This is a genomic window from Corynebacterium sp., from assembly GCF_030532715.1.
GTDB lineage: Bacteria > Actinomycetota > Actinomycetes > Mycobacteriales > Mycobacteriaceae > Corynebacterium.
The window spans coordinates 21,830-40,882 of sequence record NZ_JAUNKO010000001.1 but is presented as its reverse complement, the minus strand read 5'-3'; the positions used below and the strand labels follow the sequence as shown (position 1 = coordinate 40,882).

Here is a 19,053-nt window from a genome sequence, read left to right as displayed (position 1 = left end):
TGCATGGGTTGACCGTCATGTTGTAGCCTCGATTCGGTCGCAATTTTGTAACTTTCCGCGACCATTTTTATGGGTTTCCTACCTCGGGCAAGGCTACCGCTAAGCACCCTAAAAACTGATAGGAATTACCTATTTCTGTTTCAATCACCCAAAAGTGAAACCTCTTGAAAACGGCTGGCTGTACAGGCATACTCGTGAAGAACCCAGTCGCACATATGGACTGTTGGTACACCTTCGCTTCAGTATTCACAATGGATGTCTTTAGGAGGCACCTTATGGCTCTTTTGACCATCGGCGATAAATTCCCAGAGTTCTCCCTGACTGCGCTCAAGGGCGGCGACCTGCACGACGTGAAGGCCAACCAGCCTGAGGATTACTTCGAGACCGTCACCAACGAGTCCTACCCCGGTAAGTGGTTGGTTGTCTTCTTCTATCCGAAGGACTTCACCTTTGTGTGCCCGACCGAGATCGCGGCATTCGGCAAGCTCGATGAGGAATTCCAGGACCGCGACACCCAGGTGCTCGGCGGCTCCATCGATAATGAGTTCTCCCACTTTAACTGGCGTGCCACCCACCCAGAGCTCAAGACCGTGCCGTTCCCGATGTTCTCGGACATCAAGCACGATCTGATTAAGGCGCTTGGCGTGGAAAACGCTGACGGTGTTGCGGACCGCGCAACCTTCATCATCGACCCTGACGGCATTATCCAGTTCGTTTCCGTTACCCCGGATGCCGTGGGCCGCAATGTCGACGAGGTGCTGCGCGTGCTCGACGCCCTGCAGTCCGAAGAGGTGTGCGCCTGCAACTGGCAGAAGAACGACCCCACCAAGAACATTGACAAGTTTGCCGAGCTGCAGGAGGGCCTGAAGTAGTGTCCATCGACAACCTCAAGTCCGCACTGCCGGAGTACGCAAAAGACCTCAAGCTCAACCTCAGCACCCTGGCTCGTTCCACCGAGCTGAGCGAGCAGCAGCTTTGGGGCACCTTCGTCGCCAGCGCTGCCGCCACCCGCAGCGAGGCTGTCTTCTCCGAAATTATGGACGAGGCGAAGGCTCACCTTTCCGAAGAGGCTATCGACGCCGCGTTGGGCGCCGCCGCAATCATGGCGATGAACAACGTTGCCTACCGTGCCAAGCACTGGTTGGGTGATGATTACACCCAGGTCAAGTTCGGTCTGCGCATGAACATCATTTCGAAGCCAGGCGTGGACAAGGCTGATTTCGAGCTGTGGTCCCTCGCAGTGTCCACCATTAATGGCTGCGAGCACTGCTCCGTCGCCCACGACAAGACTGTCCGTGGCGAAGGCCTGACCAAGGAGCAGGTGTGGGATGCGGTTCGCATCGCCGCCACCATTAACGGCATCGCGCAGGTTGTCGATATCGAGGCTGCTCGTTAACCTGCATGCAATAACCCCGGTGGTGCGACTTCCTCTGCGCCGCCGGGGTTTCGCATGCGCTGGCTACGGCTTACTAGTTCGTTTCCAGCCTCAAACTGCCAAAACGTACCTCGCCGGCCTCGTCTGAGGCGTCCAAATCGATCTCGGCGACAAAGGCGAACGAATTATCGCCATTGGGGTCTTTCAGGATTTGCCGGGCCAGCCACGTACGCCCCGTCTTTTGCAGGCGGAAAAACTCCGGCCCGCGGGCTGCGGGGCCCGTGTCCATGTCAGCGTATTCATCAAAGTAGGCGTCCATGCCAGCGCCGAAATCGCAACGCTCGTCAAGATAGTCGGTGAGTTCGGCGAGTTGGTCTTCCTTCTCAAAGGCAAACAACTCCACGATGCGGAACATCGCGTTTCGTACCATGATCGTAAACGCGCGCTGGTTCGCGGTCACCGCAGTGGGATCCTCAACCCCAAACGCAAGTTCGCGGGCGAGGTCTTCCTTGGAGATGGGTGCGTCCGGGTCTGCCATCTGAGCCCATTCGTCCACCAGGGAGGAGTCCACTTGGCGCACCAGCTCACCCAACCAGATGATCACATCCTCCAGCTCATCGGTCACATATTCCAGCGGCACCGAATGCTGTAGCGTGCGCCACGCGTCGGTGAGGTAGCGCAGCACGACGCCCTCGGAGCGGGCGAGCCCGTAGGTGGCGATGAGATCCGAAAACGTCATGGCGTGCTCGATCATGTCCCGAACCACGGACTTCGGGGAGAGCTCAAATTCCTTTACCCAGGGGTGGCCTTGGGCATACGTGTCATAGGCCTGCTCGAGCATAGATTCGAGGGGTTTCGGCCAGGTAATTTCTTCAAGCAGTGCTATGCGTTCGTGGTATTCCACGCCCTCGGCCTTGAGCGCTGCAAGTTCTTCGGCGCGTTCCGCGCGTTGCTGCGCGATGAGTACCTGCCGCGGGTCGTCTAAAATCGACTCAAACACGCTAATGACGTCGAGGGTGTAGGTTTCGGAATCTTTGTCCAACAGCTCCAAGGCGGCGAGCGCGAATGGGGCCAACGGTTGGTTCAACGCGAAGTCACGCTGTAATTCCTGGGTGAGGTGATACACCCTCCCTGTCGCATCAGGGCCATCGGGTACGCGTTCGACAATGCCGGCGGCGAGCAAACCCTGGAAAAGCTCCAGGCTGGTAAGAATGTCTTTGTTTTGCTTCGCGCGCGAATCGTGATTCTCCCGCAGCAGGTGCCGCATGTGTTCAAAACCATCGCCGGGGCGGGCAATCACATTGAGCAACATGGACGTCGATACCCGAAACTGGCTTTGTAGCTGCTCGGGTTCGGCATGGGTGAGACGTTCGTAAGTGCTTTCGGTCCAGGTCACTTCGCCGGGGCGGGCGGACTTTTTGCGCAGCTTTTTTAATTTCTTTTCGTCCTGCCCGGCGCGCTTCCGCAATTTGTAGTTTTCAATCTCGTGTTCGGGCGCTTCGATGACAACGGTGCCGATGCTATCAAAGCCCGCGCGCCCCGCGCGTCCCGCAATTTGGTGAAATTCCCGCGACTTCAACATGCGCTGTTTCGTGCCGTCAAACTTGGTTAACCCGGTGAGCAAAACTGTTCGAATGGGCACGTTAATGCCCACCCCGAGGGTGTCCGTGCCGCAGATGACTTTCAGCAGCCCGGTCTGGGAGAGTTTTTCCACCAAACGCCGATACTTGGGCAGCATCCCGGCGTGATGCACACCGATGCCGCGCCGCAGGAGTTTCGAGAGCACGCGGCCGAAGGTGGTGGTGAACCGGAAATCGCCAATTGCTTCGACGATGCGGTCTTTTTCCTCCGGGGTGACAATCTTTATGCTGGTCAGCGATTGGGCGCGCTCGATCGCCTCGCGCTGCGAAAAATGCACCACATATACCGGCACTTTTCCCGTGTCGAGCAAATCTTCGATAGTTTCGTGCACCGGTGTATACACATAGGAAAATTCCAGTGGCACTGGCCGCTCCGTACCCGCCACGAGGGTGGTGGTGCGCCCAGTGCGACGCGAAAGGTCTTTCGAAAGCCAATCGGTATCGCCGAGGGTGGCGGACATGAGCAAAAACTGGGCCTTCGGCAGTTCCAGCAGCGGCACCTGCCACGCCCAACCGCGATCGGGTTCTGAGTAGTAGTGGAATTCGTCCATGACTACTTGGTCCACCTTCGCCGCCGCGCCGTCACGGAGCGCAATATTGGCCACGATCTCTGCCGTCGCGCAGATAATCGGGGCGTTGCCGTTGACAGTGGCGTCCCCAGTCATCATCCCGACAGACTCCGGGCCGAAAATATCGCACAAGGCGAAGAACTTTTCGCTCACCAGGGCCTTGATGGGGGCGGTGTAAAAGGAGCGCTGGCCCCGCGCCATGGCGATAAAATGCGCGGCGATGGCTACCATGGATTTGCCGGAGCCCGTCGGCGTGGCCAGGATGACGTTGTCCCCGGCGAGGATCCCCAATGCCGCCTCCTCCTGGGCGGGGTAGAGGGTGATACCGCGCTCCCGCGTCCACGCCAGCAACGAATCAAAAATCGATTCATCGAATAGGGATTCGGGGACCTCGGAGAGGTCGGGGAGCATCTGAGTCAGGTTCACTGTTTCGAGCGTAGCGCGGTCTTCGTGTCCGTGGCTAGTGCGGCGGTGACCCCCAACAACACCAGCGCCACCGTCGGGGTGAGCATCATCCACGGGGCGCGTTCCACATAGGGGATGGACTCCCGCAGGATCACACCCCATTCCGGGGAATCGTGGGGTGCACCCAAGCCGAGGAAACCAAGGCCCGCCAGCGCGAGAGCATTGTGGGCTACCCGGCTGGCGGCGTGCCGGATCACGGCGGGAATCACCGTGGGCAGCAGGTGCCGCACCAACAGTCGCGCCTGCGATGCTCCTTGGAGTTTGGCCCATAGATAGTAGCCGGTGGTGCGGGCCTCCGCGGCTACAGCAGCGGTGTGGGAGGCTAGCGGAATCCAACCGACGAGGATGATCGCCAGCGCCGCCGTGGCCGTTGAACCTCCGAATACACCGGCGAGGATGACGCCGATAAGTACCGCTGGGAGGGCGTTGAGAACGTCGCCCAGCCGGGTCGCCCACGAACCCATGAGCCCCAACACCAGCCCGAAGACGGCGCATACCGCAGTGACGGCAACGGCGGTGAAGATGGTGAATTGCGTTCCCGCAATCACCCGCGCGAGCAGGTCGCGTCCTAATTGGTCGGCTCCGAGTGGATACGCCATCAGCGACGGCTGAGCGAGGCGATCTTCGGGGCGTACCGTCACCTCGGGACCCGCCAGGAGTATTGCCAGTAAGGCGCCATACAATGCCGCGAGTATGAAAACGGTTTTGAGCGTTATTGGTCGGTTGGATTGCGCGGTGGCGGAGGGAGCATAGGCGGCGTCCGCGCCGAGCAGTGGGCGTAACAAAAGCCACCGTACCCATTGGGTCACCGCGCCACAGACGATACCTACCACGACGGCGGTGAGCACGATGACCTGCAATACTGGAATGTCGCGGTCGACTGCGGCGTCGACGGCGGCGCGGCCCATGCCGGCGATGTTAAACGTTGTTTCCACCAGCGCTGTGGATGCGAGTGTGCCTGCGAAAAACAGCACGACTTGCGGGGCGACCACGGCGGCGGCCCGAATTGATAGCGCGCGCACCATGACGCGACGATGCACCCCGTTGAGTCGCCACGCACGCACCCATTCTTCTTGGGCGATGGCGTCGATGGTGATTAGTAGTACGCGACCAAGCAAACCTGCGGCCGGTAGCGCCATGGCGATGGTGGGGAGCACCATGTGGCGTGCGGAGGAGAATCCTCCGGCGGGCAGCCACCGCAACCGCACCGCAACGATAGCCAACAATGCGGCTGCCAGCACGAATTCTGGGATGGCGCCGAGGATCGCCATGCCGATGACGTCTCCGGCGCGGGAGGGTTTGCCGGCGACTACTGCGCGCAGCCGCGGCCACGCTAGCCCCCACGCGAGAAGTACCGCGAGTCCGGTGGAGAGCCCCGCGAGCGTTGCGGAAACACCTAGCCCAGACCAGGCTACGGACGCCGCGGAGCGCGACGGGTCGACCCAACTCACCCCGAAGTCACCGCGGAGCGCGCCGCCCCACCAATCCGAAAGCCCTTCGAGTGGGGTTTCTGGAAGTTGCAGTTCTTTTCGAATCGCCTCGAGCACCTGCGGGTCCGGGGCGCGTTCCGCCTCCCGCGCCCGGAACACGGCGAAGGCGATGTCACGGTTACCAATGAACGGCAGCAGCGCCGTAATCACCGCAGCAAGCACGAATAGCAGTGCCGGAACGGCCGTTGCGCGGGCCGCGCGAACGAGGAGGGCGCCGGAGGTGCGTCGAGGGTGCATTGCCGTGTTACCTGCTGGTTTCGTGGGTGACCAAGCGGCGTTCGAAGGGGTCAAACGTGAGGGAATTGACGTCCTTGTATGCCAGCATCGAATATTCGTGCGCGAGCGGTATGACGGCGTTATCAGCCACGATCATTGCCCCGATATTGGCGGCTTCGGCGTAGCGTTGCTCGGTATCCGCGATTGCGTCTGCCTTCTCGATGGCCGCGTCGACCTCCGGGTTACAGTACAACGACAGGTTGTAGGAACCTTCGCAGGTGAAGTCGGAGGCGAGGAAGCTCACTGGGTCAGCCGCGTCAAATTGGTAGTTCCTCGAAGCGATGACCGCATCGTATTTTCCTTCCAGCATGGCCGCTTCGAGGCTCTTATAGTCCGACACGTTGACCTCGACCTTGAAACCCGCCTTGCGGAGTTGTTCGGCAATGACCGACGCCGCTTCCGGCAACTCTGGGCGCTCGTTCCACGTTGCAAGTTTGATTTCCTTGTCTTTCGGGTTGGTTGCGCCCGTGACCGTGTTTGCGGATTTCACGTCTTTGGCCCAGTCGGTGTGCTCATTGAACAGGCTGCCGTGCGCTTTGCCCGCGTGCCCTTCGTAAATGCTATCGACGATGCTGTCAGGGTCTACGGCGGCAGCCGCAGCGGCCCGCAACCCCGCGTCCGCGAACGCACCCTTTTTGGAATTCAGGTGCAGGTACACGCCGCGCGGCAGGGGAGTGGACTCGGTGGTCAAATCACTGACTTCACTCAACTGTGCCAGCGGAATCGCCTGCGCCAAGCTGACCTCCGCGGTGCGCACTGCGTTGGCCCGCGCCGAACCGTCTTCGATAAATTTCACCTTGAGGTTTTCCAACGCGGGGGTGCCGCCCCAATAGTCTGCGAACGCTGCACAGGTGGCTTCGGAGTCGGAGCGTTGCGTTAACGTAAACGGACCGGTGCCGGTGCCCTCAGGGGTGGGGCTGTCGCCCGTATATGCGGATTCCGCCAAAATAACAGTGCCGGGGTCGGAGAAACGCTGCAACAAGATGGGGTCCGGTTTCGAGGATTTCACAGTCAGGGTGTGGTCGTCCTCGGCGGTAAACTCCAGTTCGTTTTTACCGAGCCCTTTCGGCCGGGACGCCGAATCCATCGCGTGTTTGAGTGCATTCGCGGCGGCTTGCGCGGTGAGTGCCGTTCCGTCGTGGAATTTGACGTTCTTGCGCAGCGTGAACGTTACCGTGTCATCGCCTGCGCTGTCCCATGATTCCGCGAGCCACGGGGTGGGTTTGCCGTCGTCATCGAGCCGGACGAGGGTTTCCGCGACGCCCATGCGGATGTTGGTCACGGCATCGTCAGAATACGGCGAAAGCGAAGCCACCGGTTTGAATGGCATGGCGATGGCGAGGTCCTTGCCGCCCGCGCCTTCCGGTTCCGGCGTGGTGCATGCGGAGATCCCCGCCGTGAAAGTCAGTGCGAGAGCGGCGACAGCGAGACGGTTGCGCCAGGGAGCGAGCGTTGCGCGAGGCATAACGTTCCTTTCTGTTGGAGGTAGAGGGGGTGCGGAGTTACGTTGCGATTTTCGCTGATGGCGCGGTGTGCGCCACCCGCGGCAACATGATTGCCGACGCCGCGAGCAGCAGCGTCAACGCCAGCCACGGCACCGCCGCACTTGGCTGTGGTTCGTATGCGTGGTCGAGAAGCGCGCCGATGAACAAGGAGCTGATCAGTACCGCGAGGCCACCGAAAGAGTTCAAAAATCCGAAATAGCTGCCCAGGTTTTTCTCAGCGGCGATCACGCCCACCAAATCTCGCGAAATGGGCACCGCGATCATTTGGCCGACGTGCAGGCATACCAGCATCACCACCGCCGGGGTGAGCGCCCACCAGCCGGGCAGCGGTTTGAGCGGGGCGGCAAGCGCAACCACGGCAAACGAGATGGCCATCAGGCCAAAACCCGCCGCGACGGCGCGGCGCACACCGAGGCGCTGCGCATATCGGGTGAGTGGCATTTGCAGTCCGAGCACCAGCACGCTCGAAAATACGAACATCCATCCGAGCGCGCCCTGGGTGCCGGTGGCGCGTTCGAGTTCCACCGGCAGCGCGAGGTACTGCTGGTTGTAGCTCACCAGCCCGGTGCTGTACCCCAGAGCGAATAGCAAAAACGTTTTGTTTTTCAGTACCTCTTGGAAGCCGCCGAGCACCGAAGTACTAGCTTCGGTGCGCACCGCCGGCACAAGGACGAGGTGGCTTATCCAAAGGAACGCGAAAATACCCGCGGCGACAAAACAGGTGATTTGAAAGCCCGCGGTGATCAACGCCGCGCCCAGCAGTGGCCCGGTGAGCGCACCGATTCGCGAAAAGTACGCATCCATGGCAAATAGCTCGGATCGCCGCATGATGCCCTCGCGTTCCACTTGGGCGCCAGCGACTGCGAAGGATGCTTCCGCAGCCGGGGAGAATAATGCGGCGGCGAACCCAATGAGCACTACGGCGACCATGAGTTGCAGGGTGGTGGTGGCGACACCGGCGGCAATAAACCCGACCACCCGGATGGCCACCCCGGTGAGTAGTACTGGCTTCACGCCGAAGCGGTCGGTGAGTCCGCCGCCAAGGAAAAACAACCCTTGCTGGGAGAAGGTGCGCAACCCCAGCACCAAGCCCACCATGGCGCCGGTGGCGGCGAGGTTTTCGGTCATGTAGGTGGCCAAAAAGGGGACGACGAGGTAAAACCCGACGTTGAACAGCATTTGCGTGATGAGCAACAGCCGGACAGCAATTGGGAGTTGTTGGAAGCGACGCGCATCGTGGGCGAGTTTCATCAAGCTTGCTCACCAAACCTTGGCAGGTTGGGGTGCAGGACGCGTTCCGCGGCGATGAATTGTTGGCGCACTTCGATCGCGCCTGTTGGGTCCCAGAGCTGTTCAATTGGCAGGTCCTCAACAACCCGCCCAGCATCCAGCATGACAAAGCGATGTGCGAACTTTTCTGCAGTGTGCAGGTCGTGGGTTACCAACAGGACCGTTAGGTCCGTGCGAGTAAACAAGTCGATGACGAGCTTGCGGGCTACGCTGTCGAGGGCGCTGAGGGCTTCGTCCGCGTAGATTACCCGTGGGTTTGGCATCAAAGCTCGAGCAATGCCGACGCGTTGGCGTTGGCCGCCGGAAAGTTCACCGGGGTTACGGCCCGCGCAATCCTTGGGTAGACCGAGGCTATCCAGCATGGCGGGAAGTTCCCGTTTGGCCGCCGCGAGGTTACCTTTGGCAATGACCACTGATTCCAGCACAATATCCTGCACGGTCATCCGTGGGTTGAGGCTGGCATCCAAGTCTTGCGGAATGTAGGCGAACTCGCTACGCGGCGGCGCGGTGATGGTGCCGCTGGTGGGGCGCAGCCACCGGCAGATGAGGCGCAGCAGGGTTGTCTTGCCGGAGCCTGAGCGGCCGATAATCGCTACTTTTTCGGTGGGCTTGATGCGCAGACTCACGTCCACAATCCCTGGCGGTTTGGACACATGGTCGAAAACAATCATGCCGCCTCCTCGCGGGCGACAAATCCGCCCGCCTCGTTCTCGGGGTGCAGCCGCACAATGCGGTCACACAGGGCGAAGGCGGCCGCCTCATTGTGGGTAATAAGAAGCAGCGACGTGGCAGTGCCGGGCCCGGTTACTCGCTTCAACACTTCGAAAACCTCCGCGCTGGCAATCGGGTCGAGGGCGGAGGTCACCTCGTCGGCGATTAGTAGGTTCGGAGACTGATTAATCGCCAATGCGATTGCGGCGCGTTGCCGCTGCCCGCCGGACAGTTGCAGCGGAAACCGGTGGTGAAGCTCATCAGCAAGCCCAACGTCGCGGAGCCGTTCAGCGGCGGCTTCGGGTGACCCGGCAGTCAACGCCACTTGGTGAATCACACGCATGAGCGGGTTGAGGGCGCCGAAGGAATCTTGCCCCACTACGCCGATCGTAGCGGCCGGCAGGACGGACCCGCGAACATCCGATCCGGGGGATAAAAACCCGCCCATCAATCCGGCGAGGGTGGATTTTCCGGCGCCGGAAGGTCCGAGCAATGCCATGCGGCAGGGGGCGTCGATACGCAATTCTGGGACGCTGAGGACGTAGTCGCCCGGATAGGAGACGCACACATCGGTGAGCGCGCAGCAACACTGCGATGCTGATTCTGCCACGGGGATACGCTGCTCCTTACTCGCCATGGGCTGCTCGTCGTGGGTTGGGCACAATTTTATACGTGTATAAGTGCGAACCCTTTATTGGTATTTATGTTCAGTAATCGAGTGAGAGGTCAGTGTAACACATACACAAAAAGCCCCACCGAGTGCAGAAAAAACCTGCACCAAGTGGGGCGTTGCTCAACAGTTAGTCGAAGTCCTCGGACGGATCGTCCGGCGGGGTTGTCTCCGGCTCCGATCCGGAATCCAACGCCCTACTATCTAAGGATTGAAGAAAACGTTCGAATTCGGCGCCGAGTTCTTCGCCGGTAGGCATGCTCGATTCAGAGCCCAGCGAACTTTGCTCCGAGCGGGCCACGTAGCGCTCCAAATCTTGGTCGTATTGCGCTTCCAGTACTTTGAGGACCTTTTGAATTTCCTGCGAATCCTCGGTCTGCTCGTTGAGCTGCGCGGCCGTGCGCTCCACATCCAATTGCAAGGAATCTAACGGTAAGTCCAGTCCAGCGGTGCGTTCCACCGCCCGCAGCAGCTTCAACGTCGCCTCCGGAAAATCCGAGGCGGCGATGTAGTGCGGCACGTGTGCCGTGAAGCCGCCCACCCGATGGCCAGACTTATGCAACCTATGTTCGAGCATCAGGGCGGCGGATCCGGGAACGCGGATCGTAGCGCCCATGGTGAAGTGCGGCTGCAGAATCGCCGGGGTGTTTCCGTGGGCGGTAATCACCAGCGGGCGGGTATGCGGCACCGCCATCGGCGCGGCGTACAAACACACCGTTTTGTCCACCTTGAACCGGTCAACAAGCCCCACCACAGCTTCCGTAAACGCGTTCCACCGCATATCCGGCTCCGGGCCGGTGAGCAGTAAAAACGGCGTGCCCGAGGTATCGCGAACGGCGTGCAGCTCTAGGCGAAGCTCCTCCATGTCCGCAAGCTGGTTTTCCGCGATGGTGGCCGCGGGGCGACGTGAGCGGTAATCAATAAGCTCATCGCTGTGGAAGGACGCGACGGGGCGATGCTCCAGCGCGTGCAACAAATGGTTCGCGCTGGACTCCACCGCGTGTCCAGCATCAGCATAGCCCTGTAACGCGACGATCAGCGTGGGGCCATGTTCGGGGGTGACGGCGACCTCGGGGGAGGGGTACTCGAGGTCGTACATGCGAGCGTGACGATCCATGACAATCCTCCTTCGGTAAACCGGACTATGGCAAAACTACAGAAACGATGTGAAAACCGTGGCCCAATGATGGTGTGCCGTTGTTTTCAACCCAGTCTAGGGGTGATTCTATTCCCAAACGCTACGGCGCAACGGAAAACGCTGCGATCACAGGAAGCTGAACCCGCTGAATATGGCTTCGCAGTGTGTGCCACCAGGGTAGGTTGGGTGCGGCCGTGAGTGGCGCGGCGTCGAAAAGCATAGGGAAAAAATTATAGCAGAGCTAAGCGCATCTATGCTCGTGTTGCGTGCGTGCGCAAGTGGGAGGTTGTGGATAACAGTGCCAGAATATCTACCTCATCCACAGGCTGGCCGGAGATGCGAAATCGCTGGCAGGCATCCCGCTCAGGGGCGCACTCTTGAGGTATGGAAACACACACGAAAGCACTATGTACGCCCGCGGACGTCTTTGCAAACATTCCCGCCATGCTTGGTTTTTACCCACAGGAATCCTTTATCGCAGCCTTTTTCACGCCAAACCGCGGCGGCGGGTTTTCCCTCGGGCCGCTGGCGCGGGTGGACATTACCAACGAGGATTGCTTTGAGCCATTGTTCGATGGAGCAAAGTGTCGACCTGCGGGAACCATCGTGTTTGTGTATGCGGTCACTGGGGCGCTGCGCACACAGCAAGTGGTGCTGCAACTCCAAGCGCTGCTCAACGCCGCGGCAGCGCACAACGTTGCGGTGGAAGCCGCGTGGAGCACGCGGGAAATTCGTAGCGGCGAACCCTATCACCTTGTGTATGGGCCGCGGGCGGAAGAGCTGGCGCCCACGACCACCGGCATCGGGTGCTGGGAATCCGGCGTCGTCGCGCCGCCGTGCGCTTCCATCGCGTTTCGACACCTCGCGGCAACCGGTGACCTGCCAGAACTTGACCGCGACTCCGCCTACGAGTTTTTCGATGGCGAGCTGTGTGACACCACATCACCATGGGTGCCGCGGGTTCAGGAAGCCGGCATGCGGCAAGGGACGGCGCTGGTCACCGCGATCCTGGCCGGAGAATCGAACAGTCGGCGCACCTTCGATGTGGCGATGACCAGCTTTATCGGGTTGCTGCGGCGCTTGGAGCGGCAGCGGCTCAGCGTGGAAGCGTTGGCGCGTGATGAGGAAGCCATGGAATACGCAGCAGCATATTGGTCGCACAACTTGTTGCGGGATTCCACCTTGGTGGCGCTCGACGGGCCGCACGCGAAAACAATGTCGGACTTGGCGTTGGCGGCGGCCCGCACGTTCCACGGGGTGATTCGGGCGAACGCGTTGTGCATCTTCGCGCTGAGCATCCTCAGCGGGGAGGTTTGGGTGCGGGCCCTGCCCGCCGTGCGCGTCGCATTGGAGGAAGCACCTGGCCACAGGTTCGCGGAATTGTTGCACGAGGCGGTGCTTGGCGGGCTGGGACAAGTGGCGTTGCAATCTTCCCTGCGCGCCTCCCATGAAATTGCCGAACGCTACGGCGAAGCATCCTCCGAGGCGGCCTAGCTGTGCAGGTTATTTGGGGTGAATGCGAATGGCGTGGCTTAAGTCATCCCCGACGGTGACGGTCACATCATTGTGCGTGAGTTCCACTACGCCGCTGCGGTTGAGCACGGTAACCTCGCTGCCCACGGTAATCCCCGCATCGTGCAGGGTTTGGAACAAACCGGTATCAAATTGCAGGATTTCGTGCAGCTGCATAACAGTCGCCGTTACCGGCTCCCCGGACGGCAAGTCCGCAGCTCTCATGCCCGGTGGCGGGGTTACCTCTTTGGTAACGCCCAAAGCGGCGAGGCCGGGGATTGGGTTGCCAAACGGGGAACGCTCATAATTGTCCAGCACGGAGACAAGGCGGCGTTCCACCTCGTCGCTCATCACGTGCTCCCAGCGGCAGGCTTCCGCGTGGACGCGCTGAATATCCAAGCCTAAAATATCGGTGAGCAGCAGCTCCGCTAGACGATGCTTGCGCATCACGGCGGTGGCGAGGTTACGACCCTTCTCGGTCATCTGCAAGCTACGATCGCTGGCCACAACCACCAACCCGTCGCGTTCCATGCGGGCCACTGTTTGGCTTACGGTAGGACCCGACTGGTCCAAGCGCTCCGCGATTCGAGCACGCAAAGGGGTCACACCTTCCTCCTCCAGCTCGTAAATCGTGCGGAGGTACATTTCGGTGGTGTCGACTAAATCCTTCACGGTCCGGAAACCCTTTCTTTTGAAAATATGTTTGTACGGCGTCAGCCATGGACAAACATTTTACCCAATGTGAGCACTATCGATGAGACAACCCTCTATCTGAGGCAAATCGAATACCCAGCAAGGTATCTCGCTACAAAGCGTACTCGCGAAGCTTGGCCGCCCGCTCGCCATCGCGCAATTTGCTCATCACTTCACGCTCGATCTGGCGCACCCGTTCGCGCGAAAGCCCGAACTTCCTGCCAATTTGATCGAGTGTGCGAGGCACCCCATCGTCAAGGCCGTACCGCAGCGCGATCACTTCCTGCTCGCGCACCTCCAGCGACGCCAAGACGGTCCGAACATCCGAGTGGCGCAGGGAGGCAACCACCGCTGCTTCCGCGTCAGCCGCATCAGAATCTTCAATGAAATCACCCAGCGGCGCTTCCTCATCCGCGCCCACGGGCATATCCAAACTCACCGGATCCCGGGATTGCCGAAGCAACATCTCAATCTTGGATTCATCAATGCCGGATTCTTCCGCTAATTCCTCATTCGTGGCTTCTCGGCCAAGGTGCTGATACAGCTCCCGCTTAATGCGGGACAGCTTGTTCACCTGCTCTACTAAATGCACGGGCAGGCGGATCGTGCGGGATTGGTCCGCCATGCCGCGAGTAATGGCTTGCCTGATCCACCACGTGGCATAAGTGGAGAATTTAAAACCTTTTGTGTAGTCAAATTTTTCCATCGCGCGGATCAGACCCAGGTTGCCCTCCTGGATCAGGTCTAACAGCGGCATGCCACGGCCGGTGTATCGCTTGGCCAAGGAAACCACGAGGCGAAGATTAGCTTCCAGAAGGTGCGAGCGGGCACGCTTGCCCTGCTTCGCCAATACCTTTAAATCACGCTTCATTGCGCGAGTTAACGTTTGCGGGGAATCCGACAGCAAATACTCGGCGTACAGTCCCACCTCAATCTGCTGCGCCAGTTCAACTTCGTCTTCAGCGGTAAGCAGCGCGGTCTTCCCAATTCCATTCAGGTAAACTCGCACCAAGTCCGCCGATGGATTGTCGTTTGAATGTCCGCGGCGACTTCCGCGGTCCTGCTCTTCGACGTCGTAATCCTGCGCGGGCAAAGTGCTCATGCGTGCCTCCTAGTCGACTGAACTTCCTAACCACTCAACGCGCAAGCTAAGAAAAAAGTTCCCCGCCCCTACGAAGCCGTCACACACCGCCCCCGGCCTGCGAAAACGCTTTAGGCTCCTATCAGCACTCCACCAGGACAGTAAACGGTCCTTCATTGACCGAAGCAACCCGCATCATGGCGCCGAACCGCCCCGTTTCCACCACAATGCCACGCGCCCGCAACCCCGCCGCAATCTTCTCCACCACGGGTTCGGCGACATCGCCGGGCGCGGCATCCGACCATGACGGGCGGCGACCTTTCGCGGTCCTGCCATGCAAGGTGAATTGGCTGACCAACAACACAGGCGCACCCACCTCAACAACGGACGTTTCGTCCCGCAAGATCCGCAACTCAGCGATCTTGCGCACCATGGTCTCCCAGGCGTCCGGGCTGTCATCGCGGCCCACCCCTACGAGGGCCAGCAGCCCACCGGTGTCGGGGCAGTCAATCGCGCCGACGATTTCTCCATCAACCTCCACGGAAGCGCTGCTCACCCGAGTCAGTACGGCCTTCATGATCCCACCACCGCCGCTAACTCGGCAGGCAGCACGAGGCCGTGGCGTAGCAGGTCCACCACGGCGTCGATGGCTGAGGGGAGGAGCGGCGCGGCGTCGATACCTTGCGCGGCACAATAGAGTTCCACCACCTCCGCCAACGGTAACCCGCCGGGGTGCAGCCCAGACACAATCGCCTGCAAGTGCGGATCAATGTCGTGGCTAAACCGCGGCCCGTCCGTGCGGCAAATTCGCAACGCCGCGGGCTGAAACCCCATCCCTTGGTTGGTGTCCGCGATTCGAACGTCCTCCACCGCAACCCCTGGCCGGACGCAAAATTGGGTGTTCGCAATGTCCTCCGCGCTGTGGGTACGTAACCACGCAATTCGCTGGAAATACTCCGCTATTTCTGGGCCCAATGGGTCGCTGAATTGCTGCGGCATGTCTTCGCAAAGGATGTCGGATTCGACGTCGTCGTCCAGGCGTTGGATGGCCACAAACCCAAAGCCGATACCCGTGACATTCGCGCGGGCAAAATGGTCCAACCAGGCTTCGGTGCGCGCGGCGGCTTCGATGGAGCGCGGATCAAGCGATTCGTCTTTAAGCCAGGTACCCACGTACAAGGCGGGGTCGGCCACGTCGCGCTGAATCACCCACGCCGCCACCCCCGTATCGGGCAGCCAGGAGGCCACGCGTTGCTGCCACGACTGGCCGTGCTCGTGTACCCACGCAGCCAGCATGATCGCCGTCCCGCCGGGGTTGAGATGCTGCGGTGCTTGTTGGATCACTAGTTCGCTGGCGCCGTCGAGGTTGAGGCCGGAATCGCGGTAGATGTGGCCCACTTCCGGCAGCCCCACCACGAACGGCGGGTTTGCGACGATCCGGTCAAACGTATGTCCTTCCACAGGCGCGAACCAGGGGCCGCACAGGGTTTCTACCTCAAGGCCGGAGCCAGCGAAGGAGGCCGCCGCGAAATCCAACGCCCGTGCGTGCACGTCGGTGGCGGTGATATGGGTGGCGCACCCCTGCTGCGCCAACACCTGCACACCGGAACCCGTGCCCACATCAAGCAGCGTTGCGACGGGGGATTGCGGCACCGCCTGCACCAAGGATAACGACGCCGCACCCACCCCAAGCACGTGTTCCGGCCCGGGAATGTGTTCGCTCATCGAGGCATCCATATCTGAAAACACCCAATGGTCCGCGCCGGCGAAAGTATGCGGGCGGATATCAATGCACAATTGCGCAGTCGCGGAATCAACATATTGCAGTGCGCCGCATTCCAACAGGCCCTGGGTGGTGTCCGCGCCGAAGAGTTCGATAAAGGATTCGGTAGGTGCGGCGTCGTGAAGCAGCACCAGCCGAATCAACTGTTCGAGAGCGGAATGGCCGCGCACCGTGGAACGCACGGCAGCCGGCTCCCCACGAAACAACGCCGCGGAAGCGGCCGGGCCCAAGCATTCGCTGATGCCGGCTTGGGTGAACGCGTGGGCGCGAAACGTGCTGGTAATCGCGGGCGCAAGGGTACGAAGCTGAGGCTGCACGAGAGGACACACTCCGAAAAACAAGGGGTGGGGCAGGGGGCGAAATCACGAATCTTCGTGGTCAATCACCGTGGGGTGATGTGGCGCATCTAACTCTAGCCTGCTTGCCGAACGCCCCGGCAACAACTCCCGGTGTGCCGGGCCGGAAGCCAGCAGCTGCTGCTGCTGAAACGCCGCCTTCTGCCGCGCAACCTGCGGCTTGTATACCTGTTTGCGGCGCGGGTCGTGCGGCTCACCCACACCGTTGGCAATCACCACCGCAATCCACGGCAGCGGCACCGAAATCACAAATAGCACGGCGGCCAGCACCCAATTGTGCAGCCACACATACGCCAGGCCAGAAGCCAGCAGGAACGGGATGCGCAGGCCCTGGAGCACGGCGTATACCCGTTTGCGGTGCTGCCAGTTTTCGAGGGGGGATTGGCGGGCGTCTGTAATCAATTCGACATTGCTTCGGCGGCGGCTACGCATGGAGAAACGACGCGCCGTCGCCGATCGCCGTTTCTCCTCTTCAGAACCCCTGCTCATACACATCAGGGTAGACCTTGTGTGCTTCGAGGGTAAGTCTGCGGCATGATGGGATCCGTGACTACGAGAACTCAGACCATTGAACGCCCCGATGTGAGGGAGAAAACCTCGACCGGGGACGATACTCCGAAGTTCTTCCACTATGTGAAGAAAAATCAGATCGTAGAGTCCGCCGTGTCCGGCCGTATCGTGGTGGCCTTGTGCGGGGAGACCTTTCCCGTAACCAAGCAAGCCAAGCCTGGTTCTCCCGTGTGCCCCGACTGTGAGCGAATTTACCGAGGTTTGCGCAAGAAGTGAGCGGAAACCTTCGGGCGTGGCAGCGCGCGGCGCTGACGAAATACTTGATGAACAAACCGCAGGATTTCCTTGCGGTGGCAACCCCCGGCGCCGGCAAAACCACCTTTGCGTTGCGGGTGGCAACGGAGCTGAAAAGCAACCGAACGGTTGATCGGATTATTGTTGTGGTGCCCACGGAGCACCTGAAGGTGCAGTGGTCGCAGGCGGCGGCGCGGGTGGGCCTTGCGTTAGACCCCGCGTTTAGCAACTCCGGCGTGATCAATCCCGAGTTCGACGGCGTGGTGGTCACCTACGCGCAGGTTGCGATGCACCCGTACAAACACCATGCGGTGGCGACGAATAAACGTTCGCTCGTGATCTTGGATGAGATTCACCACGGTGGTGATGCGAAAAGCTGGGGCGACGGTATCCGCGAAGCCTACAATGGCGCTGAGCGACGTCTCGCACTGACCGGCACCCCGTTCCGCTCCGACGATTCCGCAATTCCGTTCGTCCGGTACGAGGACGATGGGGAAGGCTACCTGAAATCAAAGGCCGACCACACGTACGGATACGCCGATGCGTTGAAAGATGGCGTGGTTCGCCCCGTAGTGTTTTTGGCGTACTCCGGCGAGGCCCGCTGGCGCACCAGCGCCGGCGAGGAATACGCGGCGCGTCTTGGCGAACCGCTCAATGCGGAGCAAACCGCCCGCGCCTGGAAAACCGCACTGGATCCCAAGGGTGAATGGATTCCCGCCGTGTTGCAGGCGGCGCACACTCGGTTGCAACAATTGCGGCAACATATGCCGGACGCTGGTGGGTTGGTCATCGCCACCGATAAAACCACCGCCCGCGCCTACGCTCGCATCCTGGAGGGGCTGTCCGCTACGCCGGTGGCGGTGATCCTTTCCGACGAGCCGGGTGCCTCCGAACGCATCGAGGAATTTTCCAATTCCACCGACGAGTGGATGGTTGCGGTCCGCATGGTCTCCGAGGGTGTCGACGTCCCGCGGCTCGCCGTCGGCGTGTACGCCACCTCTGCATCAACCCCGCTGTTTTTCGCACAGGCTATCGGGCGTTTCGTGCGTTCTCGCTTGCCGGGGGAGACCGCATCTGTGTTCTTGCCGTCCGTGCCCGTGCTGCTTGACCTGGCGGCGCGCCTGGAAACCTCCCGCGACCATGTGCTGGGGAAACCCGACCGCCCGAAAGAAGGCTGGGACGACGAGCTGCTCGCGGAAGCCAACAAGGAAAAGACCGAGACCGACGAGACGAAGGGCTACGAGGCGCTCGGCGCCGAAGCGGAACTCGATTCCCTGATTTACGATGGCTCCACCTACGGCACCGGTACCATTGCTGGGTCCGAGGAAGAGGCCGATTACCTCGGCCTCCCCGGGCTTCTCGACGCCGAACAGATGCGCCAGCTGCTGCGGCAACGCCAGGCCGAACAGATCGAAGCGCGAGCGCAGGAGGATGAGCGTCGAAAAGCTGAGGAAGCTAAGGCGCGCAACGCGGCGGGCAACCGTGCGGCCGCCGAGCGCGTGGCCAGCAACGAAATCCCGCAGCTGCGCAAGGAGCTCAATGCGCTGGTATCGATCACCTCTTCGCGTACCGGTCGCCCCCATGGAGCTATTCACAACGAAGCGCGGCGAGCGTGCGGCGGGCCACCTACGGCGCTATGCACGGCGGAACAGCTTCGGGACCGCATTGCTTACCTGCGAAACTGGTAGCACACAT

Annotated in this window: 17 protein-coding genes; 5 read left to right on the top strand and 12 right to left on the bottom strand. The window is 60.8% G+C overall.

The annotated features are described in order from the left end of the window. Positions 1-275: 275 nt before the first annotated feature. Entirely contained in the window at positions 276-872 is a 597-nt protein-coding gene (locus Q4D83_RS00200) for a peroxiredoxin (protein ID WP_303171944.1), read from the top strand. Then, complete coding sequence (locus Q4D83_RS00195; RefSeq protein WP_303171942.1) at positions 872-1,396, top strand: carboxymuconolactone decarboxylase family protein; 525 nt, start codon at positions 872-874, stop codon at positions 1,394-1,396. The genes Q4D83_RS00200 and Q4D83_RS00195 overlap by 1 nt, the downstream gene beginning before the upstream one ends. A 73-nt stretch (positions 1,397-1,469) precedes the next feature. Here the strand turns inward: Q4D83_RS00195 and Q4D83_RS00190 are convergent, their stop codons facing one another. The 7 genes from Q4D83_RS00190 to Q4D83_RS00160 all read right to left on the bottom strand — a co-directional run bounded on the left by Q4D83_RS00190 (position 1,470) and on the right by Q4D83_RS00160 (position 11,108). Continuing rightward, entirely contained in the window at positions 1,470-4,010 is a 2,541-nt protein-coding gene (locus Q4D83_RS00190; protein WP_303171940.1) for an RNA helicase, read from the bottom strand. Continuing rightward, the gene (locus Q4D83_RS00185; RefSeq protein WP_303171938.1) at positions 4,007-5,776 is read right to left on the bottom strand and encodes an ABC transporter permease subunit; all 1,770 of its coding nucleotides are present in this window, start codon (positions 5,774-5,776) and stop codon (positions 4,007-4,009) included. Before Q4D83_RS00185 ends, Q4D83_RS00190 begins: the two co-directional genes overlap by 4 nt. 7 nt (positions 5,777-5,783) lie before the next feature. Further along, positions 5,784-7,280: an ABC transporter substrate-binding protein gene (locus tag Q4D83_RS00180; protein WP_303171935.1), complete on the bottom strand. Its 1,497-nt coding sequence runs from the start codon at positions 7,278-7,280 to the stop codon at positions 5,784-5,786. A 37-nt stretch (positions 7,281-7,317) separates the two neighbouring features. After that, positions 7,318-8,571, bottom strand: coding sequence for an MFS transporter (locus Q4D83_RS00175; protein WP_303171933.1), 1,254 nt, complete (start codon positions 8,569-8,571; stop codon positions 7,318-7,320). Then, on the bottom strand, positions 8,571-9,281 hold the full coding sequence (locus Q4D83_RS00170; protein ID WP_303171931.1) for a dipeptide/oligopeptide/nickel ABC transporter ATP-binding protein: 711 nt from the start codon (positions 9,279-9,281) through the stop codon (positions 8,571-8,573). Before Q4D83_RS00170 ends, Q4D83_RS00175 begins: the two co-directional genes overlap by 1 nt. Beyond that, a complete protein-coding gene (locus tag Q4D83_RS00165; RefSeq protein ID WP_303171929.1) occupies positions 9,278-9,931 on the bottom strand; it encodes an ATP-binding cassette domain-containing protein in 654 nt (217 codons plus the stop codon). The genes Q4D83_RS00170 and Q4D83_RS00165 overlap by 4 nt, the downstream gene beginning before the upstream one ends. A gap of 190 nt (positions 9,932-10,121) precedes the next feature. Further along, positions 10,122-11,108, bottom strand: a complete 987-nt coding sequence (locus tag Q4D83_RS00160; protein ID WP_303171927.1) for a PAC2 family protein — start codon at positions 11,106-11,108, stop codon at positions 10,122-10,124. Between the two features lie 405 nt (positions 11,109-11,513). Here Q4D83_RS00160 and Q4D83_RS00155 point away from each other — a divergent pair, with 405 nt between their 5' ends. Next, on the top strand, positions 11,514-12,623 hold the full coding sequence (locus Q4D83_RS00155; protein ID WP_303171925.1) for a DUF4192 domain-containing protein: 1,110 nt from the start codon (positions 11,514-11,516) through the stop codon (positions 12,621-12,623). 9 nt (positions 12,624-12,632) lie between these two features. On the opposite strand, the gene Q4D83_RS00150 is transcribed toward Q4D83_RS00155, so the two are convergent. The 5 genes from Q4D83_RS00150 to Q4D83_RS00130 form a co-directional block, all read right to left on the bottom strand. Continuing rightward, a complete protein-coding gene (locus Q4D83_RS00150) occupies positions 12,633-13,313 on the bottom strand; it encodes a metal-dependent transcriptional regulator (protein WP_303171922.1) in 681 nt (226 codons plus the stop codon). 133 nt (positions 13,314-13,446) lie between these two features. Beyond that, positions 13,447-14,436, bottom strand: coding sequence for a sigma-70 family RNA polymerase sigma factor (locus tag Q4D83_RS00145; RefSeq protein WP_027012168.1), 990 nt, complete (start codon positions 14,434-14,436; stop codon positions 13,447-13,449). 121 nt (positions 14,437-14,557) lie between these two features. Then, positions 14,558-14,992, bottom strand: a complete 435-nt coding sequence (gene dtd, locus Q4D83_RS00140; RefSeq protein WP_303171916.1) for a D-aminoacyl-tRNA deacylase — start codon at positions 14,990-14,992, stop codon at positions 14,558-14,560. Next, complete coding sequence (locus Q4D83_RS00135) at positions 14,989-16,515, bottom strand: class I SAM-dependent methyltransferase (RefSeq protein ID WP_303171914.1); 1,527 nt, start codon at positions 16,513-16,515, stop codon at positions 14,989-14,991. Before Q4D83_RS00135 ends, dtd begins: the two co-directional genes overlap by 4 nt. Before the next feature lie 45 nt (positions 16,516-16,560). Further along, on the bottom strand, positions 16,561-16,986 hold the full coding sequence (locus Q4D83_RS00130; RefSeq protein WP_368502170.1) for a DUF3099 domain-containing protein: 426 nt from the start codon (positions 16,984-16,986) through the stop codon (positions 16,561-16,563). A gap of 114 nt (positions 16,987-17,100) precedes the next feature. On the opposite strand from Q4D83_RS00130, the gene Q4D83_RS00125 reads away from it, so the two are divergent. Both Q4D83_RS00125 and Q4D83_RS00120 read left to right on the top strand, forming a co-directional pair. Beyond that, positions 17,101-17,340: a DUF3039 domain-containing protein gene (locus Q4D83_RS00125; RefSeq protein ID WP_303171910.1), complete on the top strand. Its 240-nt coding sequence runs from the start codon at positions 17,101-17,103 to the stop codon at positions 17,338-17,340. Continuing rightward, positions 17,337-19,046 carry a DEAD/DEAH box helicase gene (locus Q4D83_RS00120; RefSeq protein WP_303171907.1) on the top strand — a complete coding sequence of 570 codons (1,710 nt, stop codon included), beginning with the start codon at positions 17,337-17,339 and terminating at the stop codon, positions 19,044-19,046. The genes Q4D83_RS00125 and Q4D83_RS00120 overlap by 4 nt, the downstream gene beginning before the upstream one ends. Positions 19,047-19,053 lie beyond the last annotated feature (7 nt).

Bases quoted from the DNA above. Each gene is read 5' to 3' on its own strand.
- Q4D83_RS00200 (WP_303171944.1), top strand. From the start codon at position 276: ATGGCTCTTTTGACCATCGGCGATAAATTCCCAGAGTTCTCCCTGACT.
- Q4D83_RS00185 (WP_303171938.1), bottom strand. From the start codon at position 5,776: ATGCACCCTCGACGCACCTCCGGCGCCCTCCTCGTTCGCGCGGCCCGC.
- Q4D83_RS00180 (WP_303171935.1), bottom strand. From the start codon at position 7,280: ATGCCTCGCGCAACGCTCGCTCCCTGGCGCAACCGTCTCGCTGTCGCC.
- Q4D83_RS00175 (WP_303171933.1), bottom strand. From the start codon at position 8,571: ATGAAACTCGCCCACGATGCGCGTCGCTTCCAACAACTCCCAATTGCT.
- Q4D83_RS00170 (WP_303171931.1), bottom strand. From the start codon at position 9,281: ATGATTGTTTTCGACCATGTGTCCAAACCGCCAGGGATTGTGGACGTG.
- Q4D83_RS00160 (WP_303171927.1), bottom strand. From the start codon at position 11,108: ATGGATCGTCACGCTCGCATGTACGACCTCGAGTACCCCTCCCCCGAG.
- Q4D83_RS00155 (WP_303171925.1), top strand. From the start codon at position 11,514: ATGGAAACACACACGAAAGCACTATGTACGCCCGCGGACGTCTTTGCA.
- Q4D83_RS00145 (WP_027012168.1), bottom strand. From the start codon at position 14,436: ATGAGCACTTTGCCCGCGCAGGATTACGACGTCGAAGAGCAGGACCGC.
- dtd (WP_303171916.1), bottom strand. From the start codon at position 14,992: ATGAAGGCCGTACTGACTCGGGTGAGCAGCGCTTCCGTGGAGGTTGAT.
- Q4D83_RS00130 (WP_368502170.1), bottom strand. From the start codon at position 16,986: ATGCGTAGCCGCCGCCGAAGCAATGTCGAATTGATTACAGACGCCCGC.